Origin of the sequence: Niveispirillum cyanobacteriorum (assembly GCF_002868735.1) — a bacterium.
GTDB lineage: Bacteria > Pseudomonadota > Alphaproteobacteria > Azospirillales > Azospirillaceae > Niveispirillum > Niveispirillum cyanobacteriorum.
In genome coordinates this window covers 284,633-305,486 of the sequence record NZ_CP025612.1, presented here as the reverse complement: position 1 = coordinate 305,486, position 20,854 = coordinate 284,633, and the positions used below count along the sequence as shown (strand labels likewise).

The following is a 20,854-nucleotide window of genomic DNA, read 5'->3' as shown; positions in this document are numbered from 1 at the left end:
CGATTTTCTTCTACCTATAGCGCATAGTGGAGGATATTTTGGATCAGATCGACCGCAAGATCCTGGCCGCGCTACAATCGGATGCCTCCGGCTCCGTCGCGGAAATCGCCGAACGGGCCGGTGTGTCGCAGACGCCGGCTTGGCGGCGGATCAAGCGGTTGGAGGATGAGGGGATTATCCGCAAGCGCGTTGCCCTGCTAGACCCCGCCAAGCTCAACCTGGGCCTGACCGGGTTCATCCTGATCCGCACCGCCACCCATTCGGAGGAATGGCTGCAGAAATTCTCAGAAGGGGTCAGCCGCATTCCGGAAGTGATCGAACTTCACCGCATGTCGGGCGACATCGACTATCTGGTGAAGTTCATGGTGGACAGCATCGCCGGCTACGACGCTCTCTACAAACGCTTGATCAAGGTCGCCAACCTGTCGGACGTGTCCGCCGGCTTCTCAATGGAGTGCTTGAAATACACGACCGAACTGCCTCTGGATTATGTGAAGGGGTAGGGGGTGCCGCATAAGCGTAGCGCGTGCGACGCCCCCTACCCCTTCGCGGACAGCGCCCGGCCTACCTTGCTGCCATTGGGCCGGTTCAGTTCCCCGCTGATCCAGGTGCCGATGGCGGCCAGCGCGTCCAGGTCCACGCCCGTGGACAGGCCCATGCCGTTCAGCATGTAGAGCACATCCTCCGTCGCGACATTGCCCGACGCGCCCTTGGCATAGGGGCAGCCGCCCAGCCCCGCCACGGCCCCGTCGAACACCCTCGCCCCCAACTCGATACAGGCCAGGATATTGGCCAGCGCCTGGCCATAGGTGTCGTGAAAGTGCAGGGCGATGCGGCCCATAGGCACGTCTTCGGCCACGCGTTTCAGCATGGCGCGGGCCGCTCGCGGGTTGCCGACACCGATCGTATCGCCCAGGCTGACCTCGTAACAACCCATGGCCATCAGACGGGCGGCCACCTCGGCCACCTTGCCCGGATCAACCGCCCCTTCATAAGGACAGCCAAGGACGCAGGAGACGTAGCCCCGGACCTTCACGCCCGACAGGCGCGCACGGTCGATGACGGCGCGGAAGCGGTCAAGGCTTTCGGCGATGCTGCAATTGATATTCTTCTGGCTGAACGCCTCTGACGCTGCCCCGAACACCGCCACCTCTGTCACGCCCACGGCAAGGGCCGCTTCCAGCCCCTTTTCGTTGGGGACCAGGACGGGATAGGTGATGCCGGGCTTGCGGGCGATGGCCTGCATCACCTCCGCGCTATCGGCCATCTGCGGCACCCATTTCGGGCTGACAAAGGCCCCAGCCTCCACTACCGACAGGCCGGTGGCGGACAGGCGGTTCACCAGTTCGACCTTGGTGGCCAGCGGCACCAGGGTCTTCTCATTCTGAAGCCCGTCGCGCGGGCCCACTTCGACAAGGCGGATGTCGTGCATGATCACTCGACCGTGAGGATGGGAGAGGGATGTGATGGGGTTATACCGATCCGCCGAAGGTTTTTTGACCTTTGGTGGATCGGAGGCCGCCGACTGGCGGCCCGGCGCTCGTGCGCCGTAAGCCAAGTGCGCGGATGCGCGCGCCCGGCGTTTGAGGGCTGCCTTGATGCTGACCATCGGTCAGCATCAAGGCAGATTGGTATCAGGTCGCCTTGGCAATCCCACCGCCACCGCTGACCGGGCGCCGGGCCAGGACGGTATTCACCTGCGGCATCAGGCCGGCAAAAGCAGAGTTGCGACCGATACAGAAATGATAAGGCTGCGTGGCCAGGATATTGGGCAGTTCCACCAGCTTGCCATTGAATTCCGGTGCCGCCAGTCGCACCCGCATGGAGACGGCATTGTCCACCAGCGCATCGACACGGCCATTGGCGACCAGACGCATGGCGCCCGTCAGATCCGCCGCCCATTGGATATCCAGCCCCAGGGGCCGCAGATTGGCATCGGCCCAGCCGGACCCGATATAGTGACCGACCCGGAAAGAGCGCAAATCCTCCAGCCGGTGTACCTGTTGCAGATCGGTCAGACGCGGACTGTCTGCGGCGGCGATGATGCACATGGGGAAGGTGAAGACGGGACGCGCGCTGGCCAGCACATAGGACAGACGTTCCGGCGTCGGCACCGTCAGGAAGCCATCCGCCTCCCCCCCGCGCACCATGGCCTGGGCACGGGCCCAGGGGAACGCCTGATGGTCCACCCCCTGGCCCAGCTTTTCGCGCAGGAGCGTTTCCGCCGCCTCCACAAACAGGCCGCGCACCCGACCGGTATCGTCCACCTGCGAGAAGGGGGCGAAATCCCCGAAATAGACCATGCGGAAGGTCGCAGGAAGGGCAAGCGCCGGACGCCACAATGGGAGCGTCCCGACGGCGGTCAGTCCTCTCAGGATTGTCCTGCGAGAGAACATGGCGGTTCCTCACCGTGCCTGCCTTGGATATCAACTTTAATCCCCTTTTGCCCCAAGGGAAACGAAGTTGAATGCACACTCAAATGAATTTTTCATGCAAGTGTGCATGTCTCGCCTACCGTCAGGCAGCCTCAAACCCGACAAGTTCAACCCCTTCACTGACCTGATCACCCACCTGATAGCGCAGATGCGTGACCTTGCCATCGGCAGGGGCCTTCAGCGTATGTTCCATCTTCATGGCTTCGAGCACGATCACGGGCTGCCCCTTTGCTACGCTTGCCCCTTCCTCCACCAGGAGGGCGATCACCTTGCCCGGCATCGGGGCCGTCAGGCGGCCATGGCCGCCATGGTCGGCATGCTTGCCCACATGCGGATCGACTAGGGACAGGGTGCGCGTGGTCCCGGCATGGAACAAGGTGACATGGTCGCCCCAGCGGACCCAGCGCGCCATGACCCGCGTGCCGCCCAGCGTGGCCGTAAGGGTGCCATCGGCGGACAGGATGCCGGAGACAGGCAGGCTTTCACCGGCGGCGACGACGGTAAAACCGCCGCGCGTCCAGGTGATGTCCACCTTGTGCGCGGCCCCGTCCTCTCCCGCTTCCTGCCACTCGACCCGCTCTGTCGCGGGCAGGTTCAGCAGGAAACCACCGACGGCATCCCACGGGTCGCTGCCCGCGCTTCGGCGGGACAGGGTCAGGCCCAGGCTGAACAGGGCCAGGGTCTTGACGTCCGGCGCGGTCGCGGCGGGAAGCAGGTCAGCCTCATACCGCTCAATGAAGCGCGTATCCAGATCGGCGGCCAGGAAGCCCGGATGCCCCGCCACAGCGGACAGGAAGGGCACATTGGCATTCAGACCGGCCACTTCCGTCTCCGCCAGGGCCTTTTCCAGGCGGCGCACGGCGCTGTCGCGGTCCTTGTCCCAGACGATCAACTTGGCAATCATCGGGTCATAGAAGATGGAGATGGCATCGCCCGAGCGCACGCCCGTATCGACACGCACATGCTCCCCCTGTTCGGGGAAGCGCAGATGCGCCAGTGTGCCTGTCTGCGGCAGGAAGCCCTTGACCGGGTCCTCCGCGTAAAGCCGCACCTCAATGGCGTGGCCGTTGATGGTCAACTGCTCTTGGGTCAGGGGCAGGGTTTCGCCCGCCGCCACCCGCAACTGCCACTCGACCAGGTCCTGACCCGTAATCTTCTCCGTCACGGGATGTTCCACCTGCAGGCGGGTATTCATCTCCATGAAGTAGAATGAACCGTCAGTATCCAGCAGGAATTCAACGGTACCGGCACCGACATAGCCGATGGCCTTCGCCGCCGCCACAGCAGCCTCGCCCATGCGGGCGCGGATGACGGGGTCCATGCCAGGGGCCGGGGCCTCCTCCACCACCTTCTGGTGGCGGCGCTGAATGGAACAGTCGCGTTCGAACAGGTAGACGCAATTGCCGTGGCTGTCGGCGAAGACCTGGATTTCCACATGGCGCGGACGGGCTAGGTACTTCTCGATCAGTACACGATCATCGCCAAAGCTGGCTTTGGCCTCGCGCTTGGCAGAGGCCAGCGCCGCCAGGAATTCCTCGGCACTGCTGGCGACCTTCATACCCTTGCCGCCGCCACCGGCGGACGCCTTGATCAGGACCGGGAAGCCGATACGCGCGGCTTCACCTGCCAGCAGGGCGTCATCCTGATCCTCACCATGATAGCCCGGCACCAGCGGCACGCCGGCCGTTTCCATCAGGGCCTTGGCCTCTGACTTGCCGCCCATCGCGCGGATGGCACTGGCCGGCGGGCCAATGAAGATCAGTCCCGCCGCCACCACCGCATCGGCAAAGCTGGCGTTTTCCGACAGGAATCCATAGCCGGGATGGATGGCGTCCGCCCCCGTTGCCTTGGCCGCCGCGATGATCTTGTCGATCACCAGATAGCTTTCGCGCGCCGGGGCCGGACCGATATGAACCGCCTGATCGGCGCTGGCCACATGCAGCGCCTTGGCGTCGGCATCAGAATAGACAGCGACAGTGCCCAGGCCCAGGCGGCGGGCGGTGCGCATGACGCGGGCGGCGATTTCACCGCGATTGGCGATGAGGACTTTCGAAATCCGGCTCATTTCACCCATCCCGGCTTGCGCTTGTCAAAGAAGGCGGACAGGCCCTCGCGGCCTTCCTCACCTGACCGTGCATCGGCGATGCGGGCGGCAGTGTCGGCAACCATGGCGTCGGTGACCGGGCCATCGACGGCACGGATCAAATCCTTCGCCGCGCCCAGTGCGGTTGGCCCAGCCAGCAGCAGGTTCTCGATATGGCGTTCGGCGGCGGCGTCCAGATCATCCAGCCCCACCACCTCATGCACCAGACCCAGCCGGTGCGCGTCGGCCACCCCAAACCGCTCGGCGGTCAGGAAATAGCGGCGGCAGGCACGCGCCCCCATGGCAGCCACGACATAAGGCCCGATGGTGGCGGGGATCAGACCCAGACGCACCTCCGTCAGAGCAAATTGCACGGGATCGGCGGCGATTGCGATATCGCAAGCCGCGACCAGCCCGACAGCCCCAGCAAAGCAATGCCCATGGATCACGGCCAGGGTCGGCTTCGGCAGTTCATTGAGGGTGCGCAGCATGGTGGCCAGACCGATGGCGTCGGTCAGGTTCTGTTCCCGGCTATAGCCGGCCATGCGGCGCATCCAGTTCAGGTCGCCACCGGCGGAAAAGCTTTTGCCCGCCCCACGCAGCACCACGATGCGCACCGTCGGGTTGGCCCCCAGGTCACGGAAGATGGTCGTCAGGCCGGAAATGACCTCGTCATTGAAGGCATTATGGATTTCCGGGCGGTTCAGGGTGACGGTCGCCACCCCGCGCGCGTCAATATCGGTCAGGATCATGGTCATGGCGGCCCCCATCACATCCGGAACACGCCGAACTTCGCCGGCGGGATCGGCGCGTTCAGCGCCGCCGACAGCGACAGGCCCAGCACGGAACGGGTGTCGGCCGGGTCAATGACGCCATCGTCCCAGAGGCGGGCCGAGGCGTAATAGGGGTGGCCCTGCTTTTCATACTGCTCCCGGATCGGGGCCTTGAAGGCGGCCTCGTCCTCGGCACTCCATTCCTTGCCTGCAGCTTCCAGCCCGTCACGGCGGACGGTGGCCAGCACGGTGGCCGCCTGTTCCCCACCCATCACGGAAATGCGGGCGTTCGGCCACATGTACAGGAAGCGCGGGCTGTAGGCGCGACCGCACATGCCGTAATTGCCGGCCCCGAAGCTGCCGCCGATGATCAAGGTGATCTTGGGCACATTGGCACAGGCCACCGCCGTCACCAGCTTGGCCCCGTCCTTGGCGATGCCCGCATTCTCATACTTCCGGCCCACCATGAAGCCGGTGATGTTCTGCAAGAACAGCAGCGGGATCTTGCGCTGGCAGCACAGTTCGATGAAATGCGCGCCCTTGACCGCACTTTCGCTGAACAGGATGCCGTTATTGGCGATGATGCCGACGGGCATGCCCCACAGGCGGGCAAAGCCGCAGACCAGGGTCGTGCCGTAATTGGCCTTGAATTCATCCAGTTCGGAGCCATCGACGATGCGGGCGATGATCTCCCGCACGTCATAGGGCTTGCGCGTGTCGGTAGGGATGATGCCGTAAATGTCGTCGGCGCTGTATAGCGGCTCGCGCACCGGCTTGATATCGACCTCCGGGGTCTTCACCCGGTTCAGGTTGCCGACGATGCGGCGCGCGATGCCCAGGGCATGCCCGTCATCGGTGGCCAGATGGTCGGCCACGCCGGAGATACGGGTATGCACATCACCGCCGCCCAGATCCTCCGCCGACACAACCTCCCCCGTCGCCGCCTTCACCAAGGGCGGGCCGCCCAGGAAGATGGTGCCCTGGTTCTTGACGATGATGCTTTCATCCGCCATGGCGGGCACATAGGCGCCGCCAGCCGTGCAGGAGCCCATGACGACAGCGATCTGCGGCACGCCATTGGCCGAAAGGGTGGCTTGGTTATAGAAAATGCGGCCAAAATGGTCGCGGTCGGGAAACACCTCGTCCTGGTTGGGCAGGTTGGCCCCGCCGCTATCGACCAGATAGACGCAGGGCAGGTTGTTCTCCCGCGCGATATCCTGTGCGCGCAGATGCTTCTTCACGGTCAGTGGATAATAGGTGCCGCCCTTGACCGTGGCGTCATTGGCGACGACCACGCATTCCTGGCCATTAACGCGGCCGATACCGGTGATAATGCCGGCGGCGGGCACGTCATCGGCATAGACCTGATAGGCCGCCAACTGGCTGAATTCCAGGAAGGGCGTGCCGGGGTCCAGCAGGGTACGCACACGGTCGCGGGGGGACAGTTTGCCACGGGCCAGATGCTTGGCCATGGCCTTCTCCCCGCCCCCCTGGCTGATCCGCCCGATGGTGGCGCGCAGGTCTTCCACCTGCGCCTTCATGGAGGCCACGTTCTCGGCGAAGGCCGTGCTGCGCGGATCGATATTGGTGGTAAGGACGGGCATCGGTGCCTCGATCGTTTCTCCCCCCATTCCCGTCATCCCGGCGCAAGCCGGGACCCAGGGGCCAAGCGCCCGACCTTTCGGCAGCGTCGCTCATGGCAAGGGGAAATGGTGGTGCCTGGGACCCCTGGGTCCCGGCTTCCGCCGGGATGACGACAGGGAGAGGAGACGAGCAAGAACGCGCTTACGCCGTTTCCTTGAACAGTTCGCGCCCGATCAGCATGCGGCGGATTTCGCTGGTGCCGGCGCCGATCTCATACAGCTTGGCATCGCGCAGCAGCCGGCCCGTCGGGTACTCGTTGATATAGCCGTTGCCGCCAAGGATCTGGATGGCGTCCAGCGCCAGTTGCGTCGCCTTCTCGGCGGCCAGCAGGATGGCGCCCGCGGCATCCTTGCGGGTAATGCGCTTGGCATCGGCCGCACGCCCCACGGCATAGACATAGGCGCGGCAGGAATTCAGCGCGACATACATGTCGGCGACCTTGCCCTGGATCAGCTGGAACTCACCGATCGACTGCCCGAACTGCTTGCGTTCATGGATGTAGGGCACAACCACATCCATGCAGGCCTGCATGATACCCAGCGGGCCGGCAGCCAGCACCGCGCGCTCATAGTCCAGGCCGGACATCAGCACACCGACGCCGCCATTATGGCGACCCAGCACATTTTCTTCCGGGATTTCACAATCCTCGAACACCAGTTCGCCCGTGTGGCTGCCGCGCATGCCCAGCTTGTCCAGCTTCTGCGCCACAGAGAAACCCTTGAAGCCCTTTTCCACCAGGAACGCGGTGATGCCGCGCGGGCCGGCATCGGGATCGGTCTTGGCATAGACCACCAGGACATCGGCATCCGGCCCGTTGGTGATCCACATCTTGGTGCCGTTCAGGACGTAGCGGTCACCCTTTTTGTCGGCGCGCAGACGCATGGAGACCACGTCCGATCCGGCCCCCGGCTCGCTCATCGCCAGGGCGCCCACGAAATCGCCGCTGATCAGCTTGGGCAGGTAACGGCCCTTCTGATCGGCGTTACCGTTCAGGCGGATTTGGTTGACGCAGAGGTTGGAGTGCGCGCCATAGGACAGGCCAACAGAAGCAGACGCGCGGGAGATTTCCTCCATCGCCACCATATGCTCGACATAGCCCATGCCGGCGCCGCCATATTCCTCTTCCGCCGTCACGCCCAACACGCCCAGATCACCCATCTTCTTCCACAGGTCCATGGGGAACTGGTCGGTGCGGTCGATCTCCGCCGCGCGCGGCGCAATCTCATCCGCCGAGAAGGACGCCACGGCATCGCGCAGCGCGTCCGCCGTCTCGCCAAGGCCGAAATCGAACATGGGCAGGCTGTTGCGCAGCATTTGCGGGGCATCCTCTCTTGATTGTCAGCCCAGATCAGGGGCGCTTATAGAAACGGTCATACGTTTTTTTATTGGCGATTTCAACAAGGATTCCTGCGGGCCTTGCCGCCGGATGCATGCGTGAATTCCGGTTGACGGCACCCCCTTCCCCACCGCAGTTTGCGGCAGAGATGATTCTGTCAATGAAGAGAGGCCGTTGATGGCCCGTACCGCCGGCAGCCATGGGCCGAAAACCATGGAAGCGATCCGCAAGGCGGCGCTGACCCTGATCTATCGCAAGGGCTATGAGGCGATCACGCTGCGCCAGCTGGCCGACGCTGTCGGTATCCAGCCGGGGTCGCTCTACAATCATGTCCGCAACAAGCAGGACATCCTGTTCGATCTGGTCCATGACCATATGACCACCCTGTTGGCGGAGGTGGAGCAGGCCGTGCCGGCCGATGCCGCACCCCTGGCGCAGCTTGAAGCCTTCATCGCCTTCCATGTCGGGTATCATATCACCCGGCGGGAACAGGTGTTCATCGCCAATTCGGAATTGCGTAGCCTGGAAGCCCCCAACCATTCGGTGATCGTGGGCCTGCGCAAGCAGTATGAAGGCGTGCTGATCGACATCCTGCGCCAGGGGCGCGCGGATGGGTCATTGCGCGTGGATGAGCCGACCATCGCGGCCTATGCCATCCTGTCCATGCTGACCGGCATCTGTTCCTGGTATCAGCCGACGGGCCGCAAATCTGCCGAACAGCTGGCCACCCTGCACCGCGACCTGATCCTGCGCGGCATTGTTGCGTAAAAAAAGGCCGCGCCCCTGAAGGTCGCGGCCCGAAGCGCAGGAGCTAGGGGCGACGCGGAGCCGCCCCCTGCCCCGAACTTAGAACTTCACATTCACACCGGCATAGAAGAACCGGCCACGGTTGTCCCAGTTACCGGACGTGGCGTTGCCCGTACCCTGATAGACTGTCGGGTGGTTCGGCGGACGGTCATTCATTACGTTCTGCACACCGGCGCGCAGCACCAGATCCTGCGTGACCTTATAAAGCACGCGGACATCATGGTACCAGACGTCACCCGTGTAGAACGGGATACGCGGCAGCGGCTGGCCATCGGCAATCGGCAGCAGGGTTTCGTCTGCCACCTGATTATCTTCAAACCGGGTCGTCCAGGCGAAGGTGAAGACATCGTCGGAATAGCTGGCTGTACCCGACAGCTTCCAGGACGGGGTGCCGGCAGTACCCGCGAACTTGCGGGGTGCCTGCCCTGCCTGGGAGACGAAATCATACTGCAACAGGTGCGTACCCTGCAGGCTCAGGTCGATACGGCTGTCATCCTTGGCCGCGTCCAGCATGTCCTTCAGATCGAAACCATAGGCGACCGAGAAATCGATGCCACGGTTCTTGAAGCTGGCAATGTTGGACTGGGTCAGGCTGACACTGTCGACACCGCCAACAACATTGGTCCGCGCACCGGTCTGGTCACGCACGATCAGTTGGCAAAGCGGGCTCCCGCCCGCCGTGTCATAGCAGGCCTGGAACACGCCCGACAGGGCGGGCAGGTTGATCGCGTCCTTAATGTTGATGTCGTAGTAATCGACGGTGGCCGAGAAACCATCCAGGAAGGTCGGCTGAATAACCGTACCGATCGTAAAGGTCTCTGCCGTTTCCTCATTCAGGTTGACGTTACCACCCTGCAACAGGCGCAGGGAGGAACGACCCGTGCCGATATTGCTGTCGAAGGTCGCCGCGTTATAGCCGGGAATATCGCGCGTGCAGTTGGCGACGCGGATATTCCGGGCCTCACCGGTCAGCGTGGCGACACGCGAACGGTCGCAGGGGTCCTGCTGCGTGCCCGTGAAATTCTCACCCGTCGGGGCGTACAGTTCGATGATGTTCGGGGCGCGCACCGATTCCGAATAGGTGCCACGGAAACGGATATCATCAATGGGGGTGTAATCCAGCCCCACCTTCCACTGGCTGACACCGCCGACCGTGCTGTAATCGGCCCAGCGATAGGCACCATCCAGGGTCAGTTCCTTGGCCAGGAACATATCAGACAGCAGCGGGACCAGCGCCTCAGCGTAATATTCAGCAACGTCATACGAACCCTTGCGGCGCGGAATGGCGTTGGTGAACAGCAGACCCTGAGCGGTGGCGCTGTCAGTTTCCTGATCCGACTTCTCCTCGCGATATTCGGCACCGACGGCGATGCCCAGCGGGCCCGCCGGCAGGTCGAACAGGTCGGTGGTCACGTTGAACGCGGCCACCTGCTGGCTGGCCTGACCGATGGTGACGGAGGTCGCCTTGGAATAATCGATAGCGGCCTGGCTGGGGCCGTTCAGCCAGTCGAACGGGATACACCCGGCGGCAGCGGCGCGAACACCGGCGTCGGTGGACAGCAGATCGCGGCAGATCGGACGGCCCGTGGCAGGATCGATCACCGAATCCAGCTGACGGGTATAGCGGTCCTTGTTGAACTGGCCACGGTTCAGCGACTTACCGTCCAACTGGCCGTACTGGTAGTAGGTGTCCCACTTGACGGTACGGTCGCCCGCCTCGAAATCGCCTTCGAAACCGATCACGGTGCGGATCATATCGCGCTGCTGCTCGATCACGCGCTGACCGAATTCTTCCGTGAAGCGATACAGCTCCGCCGACGCGGTCGGCGCCGTCAGGCCATTGGCGTCGAAGATGCGACGCAGTTCGACGGCATTGGCGCTGGTCCCGGCCAAGAAGGCATTGTCACGACGAACATTGTGACGGAACGAGGCCGTGCCCGTGAAGGCCGGCTGGGCGCGCGGGTTGGAGCTGTCGACGCTGGCAGCGCCGATCTCCGCCGTCATCTTCACGTAATCGCTAATCTGGTACGACCCATAGGCACGGCCCAGCAGACGCTCGCTCTCACCCTGCAGCGTCGTGTAGATCGACGTATAATCCAGCGACGGATCATCGCAGAGCGGGGTAGCCGCCGTCGGATTATTGCGCGGGGCCAGACAGTTGGCGTTCAGACCCTGGACTGACCGCGTCTCGAAATCAATCGACACACCGGCCTGGGCGTTGGCGGCCAGCGGGCCGGCGCCGGGATTGGCAACCAGCGTGCGGAACACGCCGCCACGGCCCGTACGGCTCTTCGGATTCTGGATCGACGTGTTTGGCGTTACCAGCGTATTGAAGGTGATGCCGGGGCTGGCCCACTTACGATCATCGGCCAGAACGCCGTCAACCTTGGTATATTCCACGCCGGCCAGGATGTAGCCCTTGCCCTCGTCGAACTTCGCGCCGAATACCGCGCTGTGCTGCATCTCCTGCCCGTCACCATATTCGGTGATGCCATAGGAGCTGTCGACTTCCACGCCCTGGAAATCCTTGCGCAGCAGGACGTTGACCACACCGGCCACGGCCTCGGAACCGTACACGGCAGACGCGCCGCCGGTGATGATTTCCGTACGCTGCACCATGCTGGTCGGGATGGTATTCAGATCGACGGCGGAGCTGTCGAGCGCGCCCGTGATATGGCGCTTGCCATCGACCAGCACCAGCGTGCGGTTGGTACCCAGGCCGCGCAGATCGACGCGGCTCTGCCCGCCGACAAACAGGAAGCCACCCGAAGACTGGCCGTTCAGGGCCGGCGCCAACTGCGGCGCGGCGGAGACGGCATCGGCCAGATTGGTGAAACCAGCGAAGCGGATTTCCGTCTCGCCCACCACGTTTAACGGCACCGTGGAATTCAGATTGGTACGCGCAATGCGTGAACCGGTAACGACGATCTCTTCAAGTTGGTCCTGGGCCATGGCGGTGCCCGTCATTCCGACCGCCGCCCCCAGCATCAGAAGTCCGCGTAATGCGCGTATGGTCTTGCTGTCCGTCTTTGTCATTGCATGCCTCTCCGATTGCGCCCGCCGGTTCTTCTATGGCGAGGGCGTGGTAAGGCCGCGATTGAGACATCGCAGAAGCATGATGATCAAACAATAATCGCCGACGCAGAATCCAAATCAAGTGGTCGTGTTATATTTAACACTATTGATTTCAATTTTGCAAAAACCTTGGCAACGAAAAAACAAGGATCAAATAAAACAAACAAATATCACTTCACTTCTCTTTAACCATCAAAATTTTTTTGGGCAGAACACTGCTGTATATTTCATTTGTTACAGCCAATGGCACCATCACTGCCAAAAGAAAAACGGCGGGCCCTAAGGGACCCGCCGTGAGTGATGAAGCAGAGATGACGACCGGGATCAGAACTTGACCGAGGTCGAAATGAAGAACCGCTGCCCCAACGCGTCATACGTGTTGGTAAAGCTGTTCTGCTGGGAACCGATCATCGTGTCGGGCAGCATCGGCGGCTGCTTGTCGAACAGGTTGGTGACACCGGCCGACACGGCAACACCCTCGACAACCTCATACGAACCGGACAGATCGAACAGGTTGTAAGAACCGACCTTCGGATAGACCAGCGTGGTCGGGTTGGTACCGAACAGGATGGCGTCGTTCTTCCAGGAACCGATATAGTTCCACTGCACCGACGCCGTAACCGGGCCGCTCTGGTAGGTGAAGGTCGTCGTGGCCTTCCACTCCGGAACCGGCTCACCGCAGATGTTGGAGCCACCATAACCGGCACACTTGTAGATGGTGCCGTTGACAGCCGGCTGCACATCGAACTTGTCACGCCAGGACACGTCCGTCTTGACACGGAACTGGCCGTCGCCGTCGATCGCCAGGCTTTCCGGCAGATCCTGACGCCAGGTGAAGCCCAGATCCACACCAGAGGTCTTCAGGCCAGCATTGTTGACGGTCGGGACCTGGACGATGGCCAGATAACCGTCACCGGTACGGGTAATGGCCTGGCAGGTCGCGCTCTGCAGGTTCTTGTTGGTGAAGCAGTCGCGGACCACGCCCGCCGCGCCACCACCGAACCCGCCGATGGCGTCATCCAGCTTGATCTGCCACCAGTCAACTGTGGCCGTGAATTCCGGCAGGAAGGTCGGCGTCAGCACCGCACCGATGGTCCAGGTCTTGGACTGTTCCTCGGTCAGGTTGAAGCCGGCAACGGCAGCACCCTGGCTCAGCTGCTGGAACTGCGTGGGACGGGCATTGTTGAAGGCCGTCGTACCGACGCTGGCCGCCGGCACACCCTGGCTGCGGCAGAAGGCGGCGTCATAGCCGGTCGAGGTGGACAGCAGGCAGGGGTCGACAGTGGAGTTCAGGGTCGGGAAGCCGACGGCACCGCCCTGATACAGTTCCAGCACGTTCGGCGCACGAATGGCCGACTGGAACTGACCACGGAAGCCCACATCCTTGACCGGCGACCATTCCATGCCGGCCTTCCAGGTCTGGACGGAACCGACCGACGAATAGTCGGAGTAACGAATGGCCGCTTCAGCCGACAGGTTCTCAAAGAACGGCTGATCGGTCACCAGCGGGATGTAGGTTTCGGCAAAGCCTTCCCAGACATCGAACGAACCCGACGAGGACAGGGCGGGGTTGAAGCCCAGGATATCGCCCGTGCGGATGCTGTCATCCACGCGGTCGAAATACTTGTTCTTGCGCCATTCGCCACCGAACGCGACGCCGACGTCACCAGCGGGCAGTTCAAACAGATTGCCACTGATGGCGCCGTTCCAGACCTGCTGCTCGAACTCCTGGACGCGGTTAGTGTCGGTACGGACGTAAGCAGCGGCTTCTTTGCTGATGCGGCCCGGACCAAAGATATCGATGGGCACGCAACCCTGGGCGCGGGCCGTGGCATCCACACAGATCGCCTTGCCTGCAGCATCGCGCGTGGCGTTCAGGGCCTGACGCAGACGAGCAGAAGACACGTCGTTACGGACGATGACGTCACGGGTGACGCGGCCGAACGTGAAGTAGGTGTCGTAAGTGAAGCCGCCGATCAGGTCGCCCTTGACACCGGTCGTGCTGTTGAAGGCGTTCTGGTTATTGTCCTGCTGGCGGGCACCCAGTTCCGTCATACGGCGGGACAGGGCGTTGGCCGTGGTGATCGAGGCATAATCGTTAGCGGTGAAGCCAGCCGGTGCCACGAAGGTCGGATCAGCGGACGCCGGGTACAGGGCGCGCAGCTGGGCAACCGTCTGGGCCGTCAGCAGCGGGTTGGTCAGGTTGATGCGGATGGGCGGCACGCCGGGACGGGGCTGCGGGATCACGGCCGGGGTTTCGGCCAGCTGCAGCGGCACGCGGTTGGTAACGAAGTTGAACTCTTCGTAAATCTTGAAGTTCTCGTTGAACTCATGATTGCCCAGCGCGAAGAGCGACAGGCGCTCCTGCGGGACGCGCAGATAGTTCACGGGCGAGAAGTTATACAGGTCGCCGGCGCTGCTGGTGGTACGGGTGCTGTTGAAATTACGCGGCACGCCGTTGGCGTCCCAGGTCAGCACCGTGGTGCCACGGGCCAGACGGGCACCGGGGGCGGTGGAGGAGCCGCTGAACAGGATCGTCGGCTTGCCGTCAACGACACCTTCGGTAATCGCCTGCTTGGAGTAGTCGCGATCGCCGGCCATCACCTCGTCACGCTTATTATATTCGGCGAACAGGGTCAGGTTGGACTTGCCGTCATCGGAACCGGTGCCGATGGTCAGGTTGATGTTGCGCTCCTTGCCGTCACCTTCCTTGGTGATGCCGTAGCGCGCGCTGGCCTTGGCGCCCTTGAAGTCATCCTGGAGGATGAAGTTGACGACGCCGGAGATGGCGTCCGAACCGTACACGGCCGACGCGCCGCCCGTCAGAACCTGCACCTGCTTGATCAACGACGCCGGGACGTTGTTCAGGTCGACGGTGCCGGTGCCGTTGGTGGGGATGTAGCGGCGGCCATTGACCAGCACCAGGGTGCGGGCCGAACCGATACCGCGCAGGTCGACGGTGGCCGAACCATTACCGCCATTGTTGGAGAAGGCACCCAGCGCCGGGATGATCTGCGGCAGTTCGTTCAGCACGCTGTCAACGGTGGCGGCGCCGGCCTGCTCAAACGCGGCGGCATCGACGACCGTAACGGGGCTGGAGCTGGTCAGCTCCGGACGCGCAATGCGCGAACCGGTCACCACGATTTCCTCAAGCTGCAATTCCTGCGCGCCGGCCACACCGGTCGCGGCCAGACCAATGGCGGCACCCAACAGCAGGCCCCGCTGGAAACGGCGCGACGAACGCCCCTGAACCATCTTCATCGTTAATCCCTCTCCGGATTGCTGGGGCCTGCCGTCTTATATCTATCGGCATAGACCCAATGGAATTTGGAAAATGACGCACGGATGCGACAGCGCAATAGCCCAGCCCCCGTGTAACTAATTTGTGATTCTGATGTTGCACATAAGCAACTTAACTTGATGGAGAATGATTAATATTTATTAATACCAAAAATAAAACTCTTCATGATCTGAAGTATCTTTTATGGATAATTTATGTTTCTTACGGAAACATTAACATATATTAATATGTAATCTTATGGACGAAACTTTGTATTGATTCTGATACAATTTGATACAATTCAGTAACATTATCAAACCTCGACATATACGACTAACGGACTACTCATATCAATCGAGTAACATTATTAAGAATCATGATTTTATTACGTCTTTGCAACAAGATACGGCCTGCGGTCTGCCGGTCCACGGCACCCGTGCGTATGCACCGATCCAGCCTGGGTGGCCGGGTTGTCGGCACGATGATCAGATTTCGCGAATCATGCCGGCAACGGCGCCAATGCCGAATGTGATCAGAAAAAAAGGGCAACCCACCTGGGGGCGCCCTTCTTGAGCTTCGATACTTGCGGGAAACCGTTACTTCGGCGCCATGCGGATGGCACCATCCAGACGGATCGTCTCACCATTGATCATGCTGTTGGCCACGATATGCAGGGCCAGAGAGGCATATTCTTCCGGCTTACCCAGACGGGACGGAAATGGCACCTGTTTGCCCAGGCTGTCCTGCGCGTCCTGCGGAAGGCCCAGCATCATCGGCGTCAGGAAGATGCCCGGCGCAATGGTGACCACACGGATGCCGCTGCGGGCCAGTTCACGGGCCGCCGGCAGGGTCAGCGCATGCACGCCCCCTTTCGACGCGCCATAGGCGGCCTGCCCGATCTGGCCATCAAAGGCCGCGACAGAGGCTGTGTTGATGATCACCCCACGCTCACCATCGGCGGTCACCGGCTCCAGCCCCTGCATGCCGGCGGCGGCCAGACGCAGCATGTTGAAGGTGCCGATCAGGTTGACCTCGATCACCTTGCGGAACAGGTCCAGGTCATGCGGACCATCGCGGCCCACGATCTTCGCCGGCGGGGCGATGCCCGCGCAATTGACGGCAATGCGGGCCGGGCCATGGGCAGCGGCGGCGGCGGCGATGGCCGCCTGGGCGCTGTCACCGCTGGTGACATCGCACTTCACCGCGATGCCGCCAATCTCTGCCGCAACGGCATTCGCCGCATCCAGATTGACATCCAATAGCGCCACCTTGGCCCCGCCTGCCGCCAACGCGCGTGCCGTTGCGGCCCCCAGACCGGAACCACCGCCGCTGATGATCGCGGAAACGCCCTTGATGTCCATTGCCTCACTCCCTTGCCATCGTTCCGGGACCCGTCAGCCCGCTTATCCTATGTGGCACTATTTCAGTGCAAAGCCGCACGGGCAATTTGGAAGTTCGAACAGTGGAGGTGCATGAATCCCCGTACGGTGGAAACAGGCGGTAGAATCAAAAAGGGCGGCCCGAAGCGGGACCGCCCTTTCTTACTGAAAGCCAGACAGGGATCAGGCGCCGGGTGCCGCCTGATTGGCGCGGTCAGAATAGATGTAGAGCGGCTTGGCACGGCCCTCCACCACTTCCTTATTGACCACGATCTCCTCCACACCCGTCAGGCCGGGCAGGTCATACATCGGATCAAGCAGAATGCTTTCCATGATGGACCGCAGGCCACGGGCACCGGTCTTACGCTCAATCGCCTTGCGGGAGATGGAACGCAGGGCCTCCTCATGCACCGTGAGCTTCACGTCCTCCATCTCGAACAGGCGCTGGTACTGCTTCACCAGGGCGTTCTTCGGCTTTGACAGAATCTCGATCAGGGCCGCTTCGTCCAGATCATGCAGGGTAGCCAGAACCGGCAGGCGGCCAACGAACTCGGGGATCAGGCCGAACTTCAGCAGATCCTCTGGCTCCACCTCGCGCAGGACATCGCCCATGCGCCGCTCGTCGGGGCCACGCACATCGGCGCCAAAACCGATGGACGTGCCCTTGCCACGGGCCGCGATGATCTTTTCCAGGCCGGCAAAAGCGCCGCCGCAGATGAACAGGATATTGGTCGTGTCCACCTGCAGGAATTCCTGCTGGGGATGCTTGCGGCCACCCTGCGGCGGCACAGACGCAACCGTGCCTTCCATGATCTTCAGCAGGGCCTGCTGCACGCCCTCACCCGACACGTCACGCGTGATGGACGGGTTGTCGGACTTGCGGCTGATCTTGTCGACCTCGTCGATATAGACGATGCCGCGCTGCGCCCGCTCCACATTGTAATCGGCGGCCTGGAGCAGCTTCAGGATAATGTTCTCGACATCCTCGCCCACATAACCGGCTTCGGTCAGGGTCGTGGCGTCAGCCATGGTGAAGGGCACGTCGATGATGCGGGCCAGCGTCTGCGCCAGCAGCGTCTTACCCGAACCGGTGGGACCCACCAGCAGGATGTTCGACTTGGCCAGTTCCACATCATTATGCTTCGCGCCATGGGCCAGGCGCTTGTAATGGTTATGGACGGCAACGGACAGCACGCGCTTGGCATGCTCCTGACCGATCACATAATCATCCAGCACCGTGCTGATATCGCGCGGGGACGGCACACCGTCGCGGGACTTCACCAGCGTGGTCTTGTTTTCCTCGCGGATGATGTCCATGCACAGCTCGACGCATTCATCGCAGATGAACACGGTGGGGCCGGCAATGAGCTTGCGCACCTCATGCTGGCTCTTTCCGCAGAAAGAGCAGTAGAGGGTATTCTTGCTGTCGCCGCCGGTCGACTTGGTCATTTGCGCTCCGTACATCACCGGATGGCGCATGGAAGGTGGCCCGGCTGGCCCCCGACCGATACGCCCCAACACCCCTACGGGATGCCTGCTTCAGGGGGCGTCCTTGCCTTCTCCGGTTCCCGATCCATCCCAGTGACGGGAGGCGGAACCCCAGGGCTGACAGTGACGCCCTCTACACACCTATTCAACAACACCCAAAGCGGCGGGATCAATATATACTTGTTCGCCACCGCTTCCGCTTTACGCCACCTGGGTGAGACCACCCGGACGGCCCGCGATCACCTCGTCGATGATCCCGAAGGCCTTGGCCTCCTCCGGGCTCATGAACTTGTCACGTTCCACAGCCTTTTCAATGACATCCAGGCTCTGGCCCGTGTGCTTCACGAAAATCTCGTTCAGCGTTTCACGCAGGCGCAGGATTTCCTGGGCCTGGATCTCAATATCAGCGGCCTGACCCTGCGCACCGCCCGAAGGCTGGTGGATCATGATTCGGCTGTTGGGTAGCGAGAAACGCTTACCCTTGCCACCGCCGGCCAGCAGCAGAGCCCCCATGGAAGAGGCTTGGCCCATGCAGATGGTCGCCACGGGGCAGCGGATATACTGCATCGTGTCATAAATCGCCAACCCGGCCGTCACGTAACCGCCCGGCGAGTTGATGTAGAAGGAGATTTCCTTGGTCGGATTCTCCGCTTCCAGGAACAGAAGCTGAGCACAGACCAAGCTGGCTACGGCATCGTTCACGCCACCGACCAGGAAGATGATCCGTTCCTTCAGGAGGCGGGAGTAGATGTCGTATGCCCGTTCGCCGCGGTTGGTCTGCTCGACCACCATGGGAACCAGCGCGTTCATCTGCGGTTCAATCATGATCCCTGCTTCGCTCCTAACCAGAAGCCGCGGGGTCCTGGATTGGCCCCCGCGGTACTATATGGCTGCCTCAGGCGGCGGCCACTTCGTCCTCGTCCGGATCGCGCATCAGCTCTTCAACCGACACGGTCACTTCGTTCACCTTAACGGTTCCGAGGATGAAGTCGACAACCTTATCCTCGTAAATCGGCGCGCGGAGGCTTTCAACGGCCTGCGGGTTCTTCTGGAAGAACTCGAACACCTGCTGCTCCTGGCCCGGATAACGACGAACCTCGTCGAACATGGCCTTCTGCAGCTCCTCGCGCGAGACAGTGATATTGTTACGGCGACCGATTTCGGAAAGGAGCAAGCCCAGACGTACGCGCCGGACAGCAATGTCGCGATATTCGGCCTTCAGGTCGTCCTCGCTCTTGCCTTCGTCCTCGGCATCCGCACCACCGCGGGCCAGTTCTTCCTGCAGACGCTTCCAGATCTGCTCGAACTCGATCTCGACCATGCCGGCCGGAACCTCGAAGCTGTGCAGTTCGGCCAGCTTGTCCAGCAGGGCGCGCTTGGCACGCAGACGCGAGGTCTGGCCATATTCGCCTTCGGTGCGCTCCTTGATGGCGGCCTTCAGGGCTTCCAGATCGTCAAAGCCAAAGGTCTTGGCCAGATCGTCGTTCAGCTCGGCATCCTTACCGACGCGGATTTCCTTGACCTTCACCTCGAAGACAGCGGCCTTACCGGCCAGCTCGGCAGCGTGGTATTCGGCCGGGAAAGAAACATTGACGCTGACATCGCTGCCGGCCTTGGTGCCGACCAGCTGGTCCTCGAAGCCGGGGATGAAGGAACCGGAGCCCAGCTCCAGCTCATAATCATCGCCCTTCATGCCGGGACGCTTCTCGCCATCGACGGAACCGTCGAAATCGATCAGCAGGATATCACCGGTCACGGCGGCGCGGTCTTCCTCGACCTTCTCGGTGGTACGGCGCCCCTTGGACAGACGACCCAGGGCCTCCGTCACGGTGTCGTCGGCGACGGCGGCAACCGGCTTCTCGATCTCGACGGCGGACAGGTCAGCCGGCTCGATCTCGGGGAGCAGTTCAACCTGCACGGCAAACTCCAGGTCCTGGCCCGGATCGAACTTCAGCACTTCGATCTTGGGCTGCAGGGCCGGACGCAGGTTGTTATCGGAGACGGCCTTCTGTGCGCCATCATTGACGGCGGCTTCCAGAACTTCGCCCATGACCGACTGGCCATAGCGCTGCTTCAGGATCGGCATCGGGACCTTGCCGGGGCGGAAGCCCGGGATCTTCACGGTCTTGCCGACCTCGGTCAGCCGGGTCTGCACCCGCGATTCGATATCCTGGGCCGTGATAACGACCTTGAAGTCGCGGCGGAGGCCTTCAGCGCTGGTCTCGGTGATCTGCATGGGACGAAATGCCTGTCTTCTGTCTGTTCGCCCCAGCCCCCTCTGCCATTAACAGGGACCGAAGCTCCCGCGGGTGGGCCGGATTTCCGGCTTCCGCGGTGGGTTGCGGGTCAAAACTCAAAACTCGTGGTGCGGGCGAAGGGACTTGAACCCCCACGTCTTTCGACACTGGAACCTAAATCCAGCGCGTCTACCATTCCGCCACGCCCGCCCGTCGGGCAAACCATGAGGCCGCCCGTGGGAGCGCACCGTATAGCAAGCTGTTTAAGGCTCGCCAAGCCCGGAATCTGCCGGGGCAGTTGTGCCCGCGATAAAGGT

The 20,854-nt window shown here is 62.2% G+C and carries 14 protein-coding genes and 1 tRNA gene; 2 read left to right on the top strand and 13 right to left on the bottom strand.

Annotated elements, in window-relative coordinates; translation table 11 throughout:
- Positions 1 to 38 precede the first annotated feature (38 nt).
- Positions 39 to 503 (top strand): Lrp/AsnC family transcriptional regulator, encoded by a 465-nt coding sequence (locus C0V82_RS17265; protein WP_102114366.1) that lies wholly within the window; start codon positions 39 to 41, stop codon positions 501 to 503.
- Between the two features lie 35 nt (positions 504 to 538).
- On the opposite strand, the gene C0V82_RS17260 is transcribed toward C0V82_RS17265, so the two are convergent.
- The 6 genes from C0V82_RS17260 to C0V82_RS17235 all read right to left on the bottom strand — a co-directional run bounded on the left by C0V82_RS17260 (position 539) and on the right by C0V82_RS17235 (position 8,249).
- Positions 539 to 1,432: a hydroxymethylglutaryl-CoA lyase gene (locus C0V82_RS17260; protein WP_102113702.1), complete on the bottom strand. Its 894-nt coding sequence runs from the start codon at positions 1,430 to 1,432 to the stop codon at positions 539 to 541.
- A 202-nt stretch (positions 1,433 to 1,634) separates the two neighbouring features.
- Positions 1,635 to 2,342 carry a substrate-binding periplasmic protein gene (locus C0V82_RS17255; protein WP_158660009.1) on the bottom strand — a complete coding sequence of 236 codons (708 nt, stop codon included), beginning with the start codon at positions 2,340 to 2,342 and terminating at the stop codon, positions 1,635 to 1,637.
- A gap of 175 nt (positions 2,343 to 2,517) precedes the next feature.
- Positions 2,518 to 4,500, bottom strand: a complete 1,983-nt coding sequence (locus tag C0V82_RS17250; RefSeq protein ID WP_102113700.1) for an acetyl/propionyl/methylcrotonyl-CoA carboxylase subunit alpha — start codon at positions 4,498 to 4,500, stop codon at positions 2,518 to 2,520.
- On the bottom strand, positions 4,497 to 5,276 hold the full coding sequence (locus C0V82_RS17245; RefSeq protein ID WP_102114365.1) for an enoyl-CoA hydratase/isomerase family protein: 780 nt from the start codon (positions 5,274 to 5,276) through the stop codon (positions 4,497 to 4,499). The genes C0V82_RS17250 and C0V82_RS17245 overlap by 4 nt, the downstream gene beginning before the upstream one ends.
- Before the next feature lie 11 nt (positions 5,277 to 5,287).
- Complete coding sequence (locus tag C0V82_RS17240) at positions 5,288 to 6,895, bottom strand: carboxyl transferase domain-containing protein (protein WP_102114364.1); 1,608 nt, start codon at positions 6,893 to 6,895, stop codon at positions 5,288 to 5,290.
- A gap of 181 nt (positions 6,896 to 7,076) precedes the next feature.
- A complete protein-coding gene (locus C0V82_RS17235) occupies positions 7,077 to 8,249 on the bottom strand; it encodes an isovaleryl-CoA dehydrogenase (RefSeq protein ID WP_102113699.1) in 1,173 nt (390 codons plus the stop codon).
- A 199-nt stretch (positions 8,250 to 8,448) separates the two neighbouring features.
- Here C0V82_RS17235 and C0V82_RS17230 point away from each other — a divergent pair, with 199 nt between their 5' ends.
- On the top strand, positions 8,449 to 9,039 hold the full coding sequence (locus tag C0V82_RS17230) for a TetR/AcrR family transcriptional regulator (protein ID WP_102113698.1): 591 nt from the start codon (positions 8,449 to 8,451) through the stop codon (positions 9,037 to 9,039).
- A 78-nt stretch (positions 9,040 to 9,117) separates the two neighbouring features.
- Here C0V82_RS17230 and C0V82_RS17225 read toward each other — a convergent pair whose 3' ends face one another.
- The 7 genes from C0V82_RS17225 to C0V82_RS17195 form a co-directional block, all read right to left on the bottom strand.
- Positions 9,118 to 12,114: a TonB-dependent receptor plug domain-containing protein gene (locus C0V82_RS17225; protein ID WP_102113697.1), complete on the bottom strand. Its 2,997-nt coding sequence runs from the start codon at positions 12,112 to 12,114 to the stop codon at positions 9,118 to 9,120.
- A gap of 363 nt (positions 12,115 to 12,477) precedes the next feature.
- The gene (locus C0V82_RS17220; RefSeq protein WP_102113696.1) at positions 12,478 to 15,414 is read right to left on the bottom strand and encodes a TonB-dependent receptor domain-containing protein; all 2,937 of its coding nucleotides are present in this window, start codon (positions 15,412 to 15,414) and stop codon (positions 12,478 to 12,480) included.
- A 615-nt stretch (positions 15,415 to 16,029) separates the two neighbouring features.
- Positions 16,030 to 16,794, bottom strand: coding sequence for an SDR family NAD(P)-dependent oxidoreductase (locus C0V82_RS17215; RefSeq protein WP_054168974.1), 765 nt, complete (start codon positions 16,792 to 16,794; stop codon positions 16,030 to 16,032).
- Positions 16,795 to 16,995: 201 nt separating this feature from the next.
- Entirely contained in the window at positions 16,996 to 18,261 is a 1,266-nt protein-coding gene (clpX, locus tag C0V82_RS17210) for an ATP-dependent Clp protease ATP-binding subunit ClpX (protein WP_054168975.1), read from the bottom strand.
- 240 nt (positions 18,262 to 18,501) lie between these two features.
- Positions 18,502 to 19,125: an ATP-dependent Clp endopeptidase proteolytic subunit ClpP gene (gene clpP / locus C0V82_RS17205; protein WP_102113695.1), complete on the bottom strand. Its 624-nt coding sequence runs from the start codon at positions 19,123 to 19,125 to the stop codon at positions 18,502 to 18,504.
- A gap of 70 nt (positions 19,126 to 19,195) precedes the next feature.
- Complete coding sequence (gene tig, locus C0V82_RS17200) at positions 19,196 to 20,536, bottom strand: trigger factor (protein ID WP_102113694.1); 1,341 nt, start codon at positions 20,534 to 20,536, stop codon at positions 19,196 to 19,198.
- Positions 20,537 to 20,663: 127 nt separating this feature from the next.
- Positions 20,664 to 20,747: transfer RNA gene (locus tag C0V82_RS17195), tRNA-Leu, on the bottom strand.
- Positions 20,748 to 20,854 lie beyond the last annotated feature (107 nt).

What these genes read in the sequence shown, in the direction of transcription:
- C0V82_RS17260 (WP_102113702.1), bottom strand. Translation starts at nt 1,432, where the DNA reads ATGCACGACATCCGCCTTGTCGAAGTGGGCCCGCGCGACGGGCTTCAG.
- C0V82_RS17250 (WP_102113700.1), bottom strand. Translation starts at nt 4,500, where the DNA reads ATGAGCCGGATTTCGAAAGTCCTCATCGCCAATCGCGGTGAAATCGCC.
- C0V82_RS17245 (WP_102114365.1), bottom strand. Translation starts at nt 5,276, where the DNA reads ATGACCATGATCCTGACCGATATTGACGCGCGCGGGGTGGCGACCGTC.
- C0V82_RS17240 (WP_102114364.1), bottom strand. Translation starts at nt 6,895, where the DNA reads ATGCCCGTCCTTACCACCAATATCGATCCGCGCAGCACGGCCTTCGCC.
- C0V82_RS17235 (WP_102113699.1), bottom strand. Translation starts at nt 8,249, where the DNA reads ATGCTGCGCAACAGCCTGCCCATGTTCGATTTCGGCCTTGGCGAGACG.
- C0V82_RS17230 (WP_102113698.1), top strand. Translation starts at nt 8,449, where the DNA reads ATGGCCCGTACCGCCGGCAGCCATGGGCCGAAAACCATGGAAGCGATC.
- C0V82_RS17225 (WP_102113697.1), bottom strand. Translation starts at nt 12,114, where the DNA reads ATGACAAAGACGGACAGCAAGACCATACGCGCATTACGCGGACTTCTG.
- C0V82_RS17220 (WP_102113696.1), bottom strand. Translation starts at nt 15,414, where the DNA reads ATGAAGATGGTTCAGGGGCGTTCGTCGCGCCGTTTCCAGCGGGGCCTG.
- C0V82_RS17215 (WP_054168974.1), bottom strand. Translation starts at nt 16,794, where the DNA reads ATGGACATCAAGGGCGTTTCCGCGATCATCAGCGGCGGTGGTTCCGGT.
- clpX (WP_054168975.1), bottom strand. Translation starts at nt 18,261, where the DNA reads ATGACCAAGTCGACCGGCGGCGACAGCAAGAATACCCTCTACTGCTCT.
- clpP (WP_102113695.1), bottom strand. Translation starts at nt 19,125, where the DNA reads ATGATTGAACCGCAGATGAACGCGCTGGTTCCCATGGTGGTCGAGCAG.
- tig (WP_102113694.1), bottom strand. Translation starts at nt 20,536, where the DNA reads ATGCAGATCACCGAGACCAGCGCTGAAGGCCTCCGCCGCGACTTCAAG.